The sequence below is a fragment of the Nocardioides ferulae genome (genome assembly GCF_003660455.1).
Classification (GTDB): domain Bacteria; phylum Actinomycetota; class Actinomycetes; order Propionibacteriales; family Nocardioidaceae; genus Nocardioides; species Nocardioides ferulae.
This window is the reverse complement of record NZ_QZVR01000005.1, coordinates 308,698-319,505: the sequence shown is the minus strand read 5'-3', so window position 1 is coordinate 319,505 and position 10,808 is coordinate 308,698. Positions and strand designations below refer to the sequence as shown.

Genomic DNA, 10,808 nt, shown 5'->3' with positions numbered 1-10,808 from the left:
CCACCACCCACCACGAACGGCAGGTCAACACCCCACCACCCACCACGAACGGCAGGTCAACACCCCACCACCCACCACGAACGGCAGGTCAGCGACGAGGGGGTGGGGTCAGGCCTCCCCGACGACCGGACGCCCGGCGACCCAGGTGGCGGCAACCAGCGGCACGCCGGGGCGGTAGGCCAGGTGCACGTAGGTGGGGGCGTCGAGCACGAGCAGGTCGGCGCGGCGTCCGGGCGCCAAGACACCGATGTCATCACGATCCAGCGCCGCGGCACCGAGCGCGGTCGCGGCGTGCACCGCCTCGGCGGGGGTCATCCCCATCTCGCGGACCGCGAGCGCCAGGCACAGCGGCATCGAGCTGGTGAACGACGAGCCGGGGTTGCAGTCGGTGGCCAGCGCCACCCGGACCCCGCCGTCGAGCAGCCGGCGCGCGTCGGGGTAGGGCTGCCGGGTGGAGAACTCGACCCCCGGCAGCAGCGTCGCGATGGTGCCGCTGTCGGCGAGTGCGGCCACGTCCGCGTCGTCGAGGTGGGTGCAGTGGTCGACCGCGACCAGCCCGAGCTCGGCGGCCAGGCGGACCCCGGGCCCGGGGCCGAGCTGGTTGGCGTGCAGCCGCCCGCGCAGACCCACGGCGGCCCCGGCCGCCAGCACCGAGCGGGCCTGGTCGGCGTCGAAGGCGCCGCGCTCGCAGAAGACGTCGACCCAGCGGGCGTACGGCGCGGCCGCCTCGAGCATCGGGCCGGTGACCAGGGCGACGTACTCCTCGGGCGTGCTGCCCTCGGGCACGACGTGGGCGCCCAGGAACGTCGTCTCGTCGGTGAACTGGCGAGCCACCGCGAGACTGCGTGCCTCGTCGCGCACGGTGAGCCCGTAGCCGCTCTTGATCTCGACGGTCGTCGTGCCCTGCCGGCGCATCTCGCGCACCAGCCGGGCCACCGACGCGGTCAGCTGCTCGTCGGTGGCCGCGCGGGTGGCGGCGACGGTGGCACGGATGCCGCCAGCCTCGTAGCGACTGCCGGCCATCCGGGCCTCGAACTCGACGGCCCGGTCGCCGGCGAAGACCAGGTGGCTGTGGCTGTCGACGAAGCCCGGCAGCACCGCCCGCCCGCCGAGCTCGACCACGCTGTCGGCGGCGGGGGCCTCGGCCGCGGGCCCCACCCAGGCGATACGACGACCCTGCACGACCACCGCCGCGTCGCGGACCAGGCCGAGCGGGCCGGGGCCGCGCTCCGGGTCGTTGGTGGCCAGCTCGCCGATGCCGGTCAACAGCGTGCTCGGCCCGGCCGAACCGTCCCCGGTGGCCGGGCCGTCCCCGATGGTCGAGCCCGCCGAGACCCCACCCGCGCCGTGCAGCACGCCGTCCATCGCTCACTCCTCCCAGACGGCGGCCACGGCCGCGGTCAGTTCGCGGGCCACTTCGGCACGGTCGCCGGGCGCGACCACCCAGCGACCGTCGACCATCACCTGCACGACGTCGGCGACGGTCGCGGCGAACACCGCGGTGTGCTCGTCGGCGCCGGTGCCGGCGGTGGCCGGACCGTCGAGCGAGACCACGACCAGATCGGCGCGGCGCCCGGGCGCGATCTCTCCGGCGTCGTCGAACCCGAGGCTGCGGTGACCGGTCACTGTCGCCGCCGCGAGGAGCTCGCCGGCCGAGAAGTGGCCGCGCCGCCGGGTGGCCAGCCGCTCGTCGAGCTCGACCGCGCGCGCCTCCTCGAACAGGTCGATGACCGCGTGGCTGTCGCTGCCGAGGGTGAGCGGGCTGCCGGCCTCATGCAGTGCCCGGGCCGGGCCGATGCCGTCGCCGAGGTCGCGTTCGGTGGTGGGGCAGAGACAGGCGTGGGTGCCGCTGGCGCCGAGCAGCGCGACGTCGCCGCCGGTGAGATGGGTGGCGTGCACCGCGGTGGTGCGTGGGCCGAGCGCCCCTGCCTCGGCGAGCACCTGCGTCGGCGTCAGCCCGTACGCCGCGTGGCAGGCGTCGTTCTCGGCGACCTGCTCGGAGACGTGCACGTGCAGCGGCCGGCCCGTCGCACGCGCCGATCCGGCGACCACCGGCAGCGCGCTGCGCGGGACCGCGCGCACCGAGTGTGCCGCCGCCCCCACGACGACCCCGTCCCGGCCGACGAGGTCGGCGCCGAGCCCGGCGGCCCGCTCGGCCCAGGCGTCGACGTCGCGGTCGGCGAAGCGCCGCTGCACCCCCTGCGGCGGCTCGCCGAACCCGGAGCTGAGGTAGCAGGTGTCGAGCAGGCAGAGCCGCACCCCGGCCGCGTCGGCCGCCGCCACCAGCGCCGCCCCCATCGTGTTCGGGTCGTCGTAGGGGGTGCCGTCGGAGCCGTGGTGCAGGTAGTGGAACTCCCCGACGCTGGTGACCCCCGCGGCGGCCATCTCGCGGTAGGTGGCCCGGGCCAGCGCGAACAGCGAGTCGGGGTCCAGCCGTCCGGCGACGTCGTACATCTGCTCCCGCCAGGTCCAGAACGTGCCGCCGCCGCGCTGGGTGCGCCCCCGCAGCGCCCTGTGGAAGGCGTGGCTGTGGCAGTTGGCCAGGCCCGGGAGGGTGAGGCCGGGGAGGCGGGTGGGCGGCACGGGCGTTTCACCGCCTGGGCGGTGAAACTCACGCTTGGCCAACGAAGCTTCGTCGGCTATGCGTGGGTTCCGGATGCCCGGTGTGACGGACGTGAACACGCCGTCCGCGATCGTCACCAGCACGTCGTCGCGCACCGCGCCGCCGACCCACGCCCGCTCCAGCAGGTACGCCGACCCGGCACCGCCCCCGGGCCGCGCCCCGGCGGGCTCCCCGGAGGTCTCCCCCCGGGTCACTCCCTCGCTCACCCGATCGCTCACCCGGTCGCCTCGACCGAGGCCAGCCGCTCGAGCGTGTCGGCCAGCGCGGAGACGCCCACCAGACAGTCGGGCACCTCGGCGTGCTCGCCGGGAGCGTGCGAGACCCCGGTGGGGTTGCGCACGAACAGCATCACCGACGGGATGCCGGCGGCGGCGAGGATGCCGGCGTCGTGCCCGGCGGCGGTGGGCAGCACCGGCCAGTCGCCGCCCTCGTGCTCGGCCGCGACTCGCTCGACCAGCCGGGGATCGAACCAGACCGCGGGCGAGTGCGACTCGGCGGCGATGCTCAACGAGGTGCCGTCGCGCTCGGCGCGGGCCGCGGCCTGGGTGCGCACCGCCTCGACCAGCGTGGCGAGCGCGTCGGCGTCCTCGGCGCGGGCGTCGAGCCAGCCGGTGACCGACGACGGCACCACGTTGGTGCCGTTGGGCACGGCCTCGACCCGCCCGAACGTGGCGCGCTGCCCGGCCAGCCGGGCCTGCTTGTTAGCGGCGAGCGCGGTCATCGCGAAGGTGAGCATCGGGTCGGCACGGTCCTCCATCCGGGTGGTGCCGGCGTGGTCGGCCCGGCCGGTGAACTCGAAGCGCCACCGCCCGTGCGGCCAGATGCCGCTGCCGACGCCGACCGCGGCGTTGCGGTCGACCAGCGCCCGGCCCTGCTCGACGTGCAGCTCGACGAAGACGCCGACCTGGTCGCGCAGCCGGGAGAGCCGAACCGCCGGCCCGGCCTGCTCCTGCGCCTCCAGCGCCTCCGCGGTCGCGGCGCCGACGGCGTCGGGCAGCGGCACCCCATCCCGGTCGCGCAGCCCCGACAGCTCGCGCCAGCCGAGCGCGCCGGTGGCGTAGCGCGACCCCAGGCAGGGCATCCCGAACCGGGAGCCCTCCTCCTCGACGAAGACCGCCACGCCCAGCGGCCGGCGGGGCACGAACCCCCGCGCCCGCAGCAGGTCGACGGCGGCGAGCGCGGAGACCACGCCCAGCGGCCCGTCGTACGCGCCGCCGTCGAGGACCGAGTCCAGGTGCGACCCGGTCACCACCCCCGGCGACGCGGACGCGGGCAGCGCACCGGCTGGCCGCCACCAGGCGACCAGGTTGCCCAGCTCGTCGCCGGTGACCTCCAGGTCACGGGCCCGGGCCTGCGCCAGGAACCAGTCGTGCAGCTCGCGCTCGGGCGAGGTCCACGGTTGCCGGAAGTAGCCGCCGGTGGCCGCCGACCGGCCCACCGGCTCCAGGTCGCGCCACATCCGCTCGAAGTCGTCAGGCATGCTCCCCCTCATGGAGTTCCGCGAGGTCGTCCGACGCCGCCGCATGGTGCGCAACTTCGCCGACACCCCGGTGGACCCGGCGCTGGTCGAGCGGGCGCTCGAGCACGCCACCCGGGCGCCGTCGGCCGGGTTCAGCCAGGGCTGGGCGTTCGTCGTGCTCGACACCCCCGACGCCGTCGGCCGGTTCTGGCAGGCGACCACCGACGAGGCGTCGCGCGATGCCCCCGACGACTGGCTGCGCGGCATGCGGCGCGCGCCGGTGCTGATCGTGCCGTGCTCGAGCAAGGCCGCCTACCTGGGCCGCTACGCCGAGGGCGACAAGGGCTGGACGGACCGCGACGAGGCTCGCTGGCCGGTGCCCTACTGGCACCTGGACACCGCGATGGCGGCGCTGCTGATGCTGCTCACCGCGGTCGACGAGGGGCTGGGCGCCTGCTTCTTCGGCATCCCGGTCGCCGCCGAGGACGAGGTACGCCGCACGCTCGGCATCCCCGACGACCACGACCCGATCGGGGTGGTCGCCCTGGGTCACCGCGTGCCCGACACCGGCAACGCCGGCTCGCCGGCCCGCCGCCGGCGCCGTCCGGTGTCGGAGGTGGCGCACCGCGGCCGCTGGGGCGGCGGCTGGTGACCGGCGCCCACGGCGCGGGTCGTGAGCGAGTCCCTGCACCGCGACGGTCACCGGCCCAGTCCAGCGAGGTGGGGCGCCGGGGTCAACCACCGAGCGGTCTGGCGGCGGGTCCCGGCGCGGTCGGCCCGGCCGCGGCGAGTGCCGCGACGACCCGGGCGTCGCGCCGGATCGCGAGCTTCTTGTCCAGCGCCACCACCGCCGAGGCGACCAGCACCACCACCCCGATCCGCCACCACACGTCGAGGCCGATCGGCGCGGTCCCGAACAGGTCGTTCATCGCCGGCGTATAGGTGAACAGCGCCTGGGCCGCGGCCTGCACCAGCACGCCGAGCACCAGGATCCGGTTGGTGAACGGGCCCAGCCGCCAGCTGGGTCGGGTCAGGGCCCGGCAACTGATCAGGTAGGCCGCCTCGACCGCGACGAACACGTTGACCGCCGCCGTGCGGGCCTCGGCGAGGCTCGAGCCGCGGCCCACCTCGCGGTCGTAGAGCCACCACGACGCCGCGACCAGCAGCAGCGAGACCAGCACCGTGCGCCACACCAGGCCGCCGGTCATCAACGGTCGGTCGGGTGGCCGCGGCGGCCGGCCCATCACACCGGGCTCCTTGGGCTCGAAGGCCAGGGTGAGGCCGAGCAGCACCGCCGTGGTCATGTTGATCCACAGGATCTGGGTGGGCAGGATCGGCAACGCCGCCCCGAGCGCGATCGCCACCAGGATCACCATGCCCTCGCCCATGTTCGTGGGCAGCGTCCAGACGATGAACTTGGTGAGGTTGTCGAAGACCCCGCGGCCCTCCTCGACCGCCGCCTCGATCGTGGCGAAGTCGTCGTCGACCAGCACCATGTCGGCGGCATCCTTGGCCACCTCGGTGCCGCCGCGGCCCATCGCGATGCCGATGTCGGCCTGGCGCAGCGCCGGCGCGTCGTTGACGCCGTCGCCGGTCATCGCGACCACGTGACCACGGGCCTGCAGCGCCTCGACCAGCCGCAGCTTCTCCTCCGGCGAGACCCGGGCGAAGACGGCGGTCTGCGCCACCGCGTCGGCGTACTCCTCGGGCGGCAGCGCGGAGAGCTCGACCCCCGTCAGCACCCGGCGCTCCTCCGGCGGGCGGTGGTCGAGCCCGAGCTCGTCGGCGATCGCCGCGGCGGTGACGGCGTGGTCGCCGGTGATCATCTTCACCTCGATGCCCGCGCCGTGGCAGGCCTCGATCGCGGTGCGGGCGGCCGGCCGGGGCGGGTCCTGCATCGCCTGGAGCCCGGTGAGCACCGCCGGCCCGCCGAGGTGGTCGGCGCCGAACCGCACGGCGTACGCCGCCTCGTCCGCCCCGCCCTCACCGGCGGCGGGGAGGTCGACGGTCGCGGTGGCCAGCACCCGCAGCCCCTCGCCGGCGAGCCGCGCGACGGCAGCGTGCACCGCCGCCAGCGCGGCCTCGTCGAGCGGCTCGTCGCGCCCGTCGTCGCGGCGCCACGCATGGCACCGCTCGAGCACCGCCTCCGCGCCGCCCTTGACGTGCACCACGTGGTGGCCGTCGGGGGTGCGGTGCAGCGTGGCCATGTACTGCCGGGTGGCGTCGAAGGGCACCTCGGCGACCCGCTCCCCGGCCATCGCCGCAGTGCCGCCGAGCCCGGCCACTCCGGCCTTGGCACCCACCACCAGCATCGCCAGCTCGGTCGGGTCGCCGGTCGCGACCCACTCGCCGTCGCGTTCGGCCAGGGCCGCGTCGTTGCAGGCGGCACCGGCGACCAGGCTCGACCACAGGGCCCCGCCCGGGACGGGCTGCACCGGCGAGCCGTCGGTGTCGACCAGCTCGCCCTCGGGCCGGTAGCCGCTGCCGGTGACGGTGACCTCGCGGTCGGCGGTCCAGATGCGGCGTACCGTCATCTGGTTCTCGGTCAGGGTGCCGGTCTTGTCGGTGCAGATCACGGTGGTGCTGCCGAGGGTCTCCACGGCGGGCAGCCGGCGGACGATCGCCTGGCGCCGCACCATTCTGGCCACACCGATCGCCAGCGCGATCGTCACCGCGGCGGGGAGTCCCTCGGGGATGGCGCCGACCGCCAGCGCGACCGCGGCGGTGAACATGTCGGCGGCCGCCTCGCCGCGGGCGATGCCGACCGCGAACGTCGCGGCGGCCAGCCCGAGGATGACGTAGGTGAGGGTGCGGCTGAACTTCGCGAGCTTGCGGGTCAGCGGGGTCGCCAGCACCTCCGCGTCCCCGACCAGGCGGTGGATCTCCCCCAGCTCGGTGGACGCCCCGGTCTCGACGACGATGCCGGCGCCGGTGCCGCCGGAGACCAGGGTGCCCGCGTAGAGCATGTTGTGCCGGTCGGCCACCCGGGTGCCGACGGGCAGGGCCACCTCGTCCTTGGCGACCGGCAGCGACTCGCCGGTCAACGCCGACTCGTCGAGCTTGAGCTCGGTGCCACGCAGCAGTCTCAGGTCGGCGGGCACCTTGTCGCCGGCCTCGAGCAGCACCAGGTCACCGGGGACCAGCCGGTCCGACGGCAGCGTCCGTGGATGGCCCGCCCGCACGACGCGAGCCTCGGAGCCGGTCATCTCGCGCAGGCTCTCCAGTGCGGCCAGCGCCCGGGACTCCTGCACGAACCCGACCGCGGCGTTGACCAGCACCACGGCCAGGATCACCGTGGAGTCGACGTATTCGGCGAGCGCCGCGGTGACCACCGCGGCGACCAGCAGCACGTAGATCAGCGGGTTGTGGAACTGCAGCGCGATCCGCTTCAGCAGCGAGTCACCGGTCGCCTCCGGCAGCGTGTTGGGCCCGTAGCGGTGGAGCCGGCGCTCGGCCTCCGCCTCGGCGAGGCCGTGCGCGGGGTCGGTCTGCAGCAGCAGCACGACCTCGTGCACGGGGATCGCGTGCGGTGCCTGGTCGGCCTGCGCCGGCAGGGCGGCCGGCCGCTCGGTCACGGCCGGGCCCCGGAGAAGACGGTCGCCGGCCCCCACCACGGCACCCACCACAGTGAGGCGTCCATGCCTCCATCCTGCTTCGGCCGCCGCCGACGGACCATGGACCGCGGACCCGCCGAGAGGGGACGTGCGACCCCACCGTTGCGGCCGCGGCGTCGTACCCTGCCTCCCATGCCGGGCAGGGAGCAGGGGGGCGGTGCCGCGAGCCACCGCGCCGTGGCACAGGAGGCGACGATCGACGGCGGCGGTCTGCCGCGGGCGGTCGCGAAGCTGCAGGCGCTGGTGCGGATCCCCACCGTCTCCTCGCGTGACCCCGCCGAGGTCGACACCGCAGCGTTCGACCGGTTCCTCACCGAGCTGGCCCGGCTGTTCCCGCTGCTGCACGAGCGGCTCGACCTCACCCGCATCCACACCCACGGCCTGCTCTTCCGCTGGCCCGGCCGCAGCACGGCCCGGCCGGCGGTGCTGATGGCGCACCTCGACGTGGTGCCGGTCGACGGCGACGCCCCCTGGCGGCACGACCCGTTCGGCGCCGAGATCGTCGACGGCAGCATCTGGGGCCGGGGCACGCTCGACGACAAGGGCTGCCTGGTGGCGATCTGCGAGGCGGTCGAGTCGCTGCTCGGCGACGGCTTCGTGCCCGCCCAGGACGTCTGGCTCTCGTTCGGCTGCGACGAGGAGGTGATGGGCACCGCCGCCCGGCTCGCCGTCGAGGAGCTGCGCGGGCGCGGCGTACGCCCGTGGTTCGTGCTCGACGAGGGCGGCGCGATCGCCCACGAGGCGTTCCCCGGCGTGGCCGCGCCGGTGGGGGTGGTCGGCGTCACCGAGAAGGGTGTCACCACCCTGGAGCTGCGGACCGACGGCCGCGGCGGCCACGCCTCCACCCCGGCCAAGGGCGGGCCGACCGCACGGCTGGCGCGGGCGGTGCTCCGGCTGGAGCGCTCCCCGATGCCCGCGAGCGTGCCCGAGCCGACCGTCGAGCTGTTCCGCCGGATGGCCCCCCACGCCCCGGCCGCGCTGCGTCCGCTGATGGCCCGCGCCGACCGGCTGCGGCCGGTGCTGACGCGGGCGCTGCTCGCCGCCGGTGCGGAGACCGCGGCGATGACCCGCACCACCTTCGCGGTCACCACGCTCTCCGGATCCCCGGCGCTGAACGTGATCGCCTCCACCGCCAAGGCCGGGGTGAACGTGCGGGTGATGGTCGGCGACACCGTCGCCGGCGTCGTCGAGCACGTACGCCGCGCGGTCGGCGACGGCGTCACCGTCACCGTTCTGGAGGAGCAGGAGCCGAGCCCGGTCTCCCCCGTCGACGACGACGCGTTCCGGCTGCTCGAGCACACGATCGCGGCGGTCTTCCCCGACGCCGTGCCGGCGCCCTACGTGATGATGGCGGCCACCGACTCGCGCCACTTCACCGCGATCTGCGAGCGCGTCTACCGGTTCGCGCCGTTCCGGATGACCAAGGCCCAGCGGGAGTCGATCCACTCCTACGACGAGCACCTCGGCGTCGAGGCGTTCCTCGACGGCATCGCGTGGTACCGCACGCTCCTCGAGGGGCTGCCGGCCGAGACCCGGCCCCCGACCGCACCGCCCCCGGAGGACCTGTGACCCTGCCCATGCCCACCAAGAGCACCGTGCAGGGCAGCACCGCACACAGCCTCGTCGTCATCGTCGGGTTCCTGGTCTGCGTCGAGCTGGCCAGCGGCATCCTGCAGGGCTACTACACGCCGATCTTCAGCGACATCGCCGACCACCTCACGATCAGCGACGCCGACGTGAACTGGTTCGAGGCCGCCCAGCTGATCGTCTCGGCGCTGGTGGTGCCGCCACTGGCCCGGCTCGGCGACCTCGTGGGCCACAAGAGGGTGCTGCTGCTCTCGACCGCGGTCACCGCCCTCGGCTCCTGGGCGGTGGCGTTCGCGCCGTCGTTCGGCACGTTCCTGGTCGCCTGGGCGCTCCAGGGCGCCTATGTCGTGTGGCTGCCCCTGGAGGTGGCGATCATCCACCGCCGCACCGCCGGCACCGGCCGGCAGGTGCTGCTCACCCGGCGCGCCGCGGCGGTGCTGGTGGGGGCCCTCGAGCTGGCCGTGATCGTCGGCGCGCTGTCGTCGGGTGCCCTGGTCGGGGTGCTGTCGATGGAGGCGCTGCTCTCGCTCCCGGCGATCGCGGTGACGCTGTGCCTGGTGCTGGTCTGGTTCGGTGTCGAGGACGCACCGGGCGAGTCCGCCGGCGGCTTCGACTGGGGCGGGCTGGCGCTCGTCACGGCCGTGCTGGGCCTGGTGATGGCCGGCCTGATCGTCGTCCGGCTCGAGGGGGTCGGCAGCCCGCTGGCGTGGGCCCTGGTCGCGGCCGGGTTGCTGACGCTGGTGCCGTTCACCCGCTACGAGAACGCGCGCAGCGACCCGATGATCGACGTCCGGGTGCTGGTGCGGCCCGGCCAGTGGCCGGTGCAGCTGACCGCGTTCCTGTTCGGGATGTCGGTGCTGGGTGCGCAGATCCCGTTGTCCACCTACGCCCGCACCGACCCCGACGTCACCGGCTACGGCCTGGGCGTGGGTGCCGGGTTCGTGTCCACGCTGATCGGCGTCTACGTCGTCTTCCTCGCGATCGGCGCGTTCACGCTGCCGCTCACCACCCGGCTGTTCGGCCCGCGCGGGGCCCTGGTGGTCTCCGCCCTGCTGGTCGCGCTCGGCTACGGCCTGTGGCTGCCGTTCCACGACACCACCGCGCAGGCGTTGGTGAACATGGCCGTCGCCGGGCTCGGCTCGGGCGCGCTGGTGGCGGCGCTGCCGGCGGCGGCGGCCGCGGCGGCCCCACCCGACCGCACCGGCTTCGCCACCGGGATGACCAACGCGACCAAGACCGTCGGCGGTGCCCTCGCCTCGTCGGTGTTCGCGATCGCGCTCGCCGCCACCGGCTCACTCGAAGGGCCCGAGGCCGGCCACGCCCCGCTCTCGGGCTACCTCACCGTCTGGTCGGTGTGCGCCGTGGCCGCCCTGCTCGCCGCCGCGTCACTGTTGCTCCTGCCGCGGTCGCCGGCCGAGGCGCCCCAGGTGGCCGCGGGGGGCTGAGCCAGGAGCCGAGCCGACCCCGGCTGGGCGCCCCGGCGCCCCTCCCGCCCGCGCTACCGTCGATCGGAGGAGGGGGTGAG

7 protein-coding genes are annotated in these 10,808 nt (G+C 75.3%); 3 read left to right on the top strand and 4 right to left on the bottom strand.

Going from position 1 to position 10,808, the window contains the following annotated elements:
• Positions 1-108: 108 nt before the first annotated feature.
• The 3 genes from hutI to D6B71_RS09710 are packed head-to-tail and all read right to left on the bottom strand — an operon-like array spanning position 109 to position 4,103.
• Positions 109-1,365, bottom strand: a complete 1,257-nt coding sequence (gene hutI / locus D6B71_RS09720) for an imidazolonepropionase (protein ID WP_121254417.1) — start codon at positions 1,363-1,365, stop codon at positions 109-111.
• A gap of 3 nt (positions 1,366-1,368) precedes the next feature.
• Positions 1,369-2,841, bottom strand: a complete 1,473-nt coding sequence (locus D6B71_RS09715; protein ID WP_240641274.1) for a formimidoylglutamate deiminase — start codon at positions 2,839-2,841, stop codon at positions 1,369-1,371.
• Positions 2,838-4,103, bottom strand: a complete 1,266-nt coding sequence (locus D6B71_RS09710; RefSeq protein ID WP_121254415.1) for an allantoate amidohydrolase — start codon at positions 4,101-4,103, stop codon at positions 2,838-2,840. The genes D6B71_RS09715 and D6B71_RS09710 overlap by 4 nt, the downstream gene beginning before the upstream one ends.
• A gap of 10 nt (positions 4,104-4,113) precedes the next feature.
• Here D6B71_RS09710 and D6B71_RS09705 point away from each other — a divergent pair, with 10 nt between their 5' ends.
• Positions 4,114-4,734: a nitroreductase family protein gene (locus D6B71_RS09705; protein ID WP_121254485.1), complete on the top strand. Its 621-nt coding sequence runs from the start codon at positions 4,114-4,116 to the stop codon at positions 4,732-4,734.
• 82 nt (positions 4,735-4,816) lie between these two features.
• Here the strand turns inward: D6B71_RS09705 and D6B71_RS09700 are convergent, their stop codons facing one another.
• Complete coding sequence (locus D6B71_RS09700; RefSeq protein WP_206051649.1) at positions 4,817-7,657, bottom strand: HAD-IC family P-type ATPase; 2,841 nt, start codon at positions 7,655-7,657, stop codon at positions 4,817-4,819.
• A 171-nt stretch (positions 7,658-7,828) separates the two neighbouring features.
• Between D6B71_RS09700 and D6B71_RS09695 the strand changes: the two genes are divergently transcribed.
• Positions 7,829-9,265: a M20/M25/M40 family metallo-hydrolase gene (locus D6B71_RS09695; RefSeq protein WP_121254413.1), complete on the top strand. Its 1,437-nt coding sequence runs from the start codon at positions 7,829-7,831 to the stop codon at positions 9,263-9,265.
• A gap of 8 nt (positions 9,266-9,273) precedes the next feature.
• Positions 9,274-10,728: an MFS transporter gene (locus D6B71_RS09690; protein WP_121254481.1), complete on the top strand. Its 1,455-nt coding sequence runs from the start codon at positions 9,274-9,276 to the stop codon at positions 10,726-10,728.
• Positions 10,729-10,808: the final 80 nt, after the last annotated feature.

Coding starts and splice junctions, on each gene's coding strand:
- hutI (WP_121254417.1), bottom strand. CDS start 1,365: ATGGACGGCGTGCTGCACGGCGCGGGTGGGGTCTCGGCGGGCTCGACC.
- D6B71_RS09705 (WP_121254485.1), top strand. CDS start 4,114: ATGGAGTTCCGCGAGGTCGTCCGACGCCGCCGCATGGTGCGCAACTTC.
- D6B71_RS09690 (WP_121254481.1), top strand. CDS start 9,274: ATGCCCACCAAGAGCACCGTGCAGGGCAGCACCGCACACAGCCTCGTC.
- D6B71_RS09710 (WP_121254415.1), bottom strand. CDS start 4,103: ATGCCTGACGACTTCGAGCGGATGTGGCGCGACCTGGAGCCGGTGGGC.
- D6B71_RS09695 (WP_121254413.1), top strand. CDS start 7,829: ATGCCGGGCAGGGAGCAGGGGGGCGGTGCCGCGAGCCACCGCGCCGTG.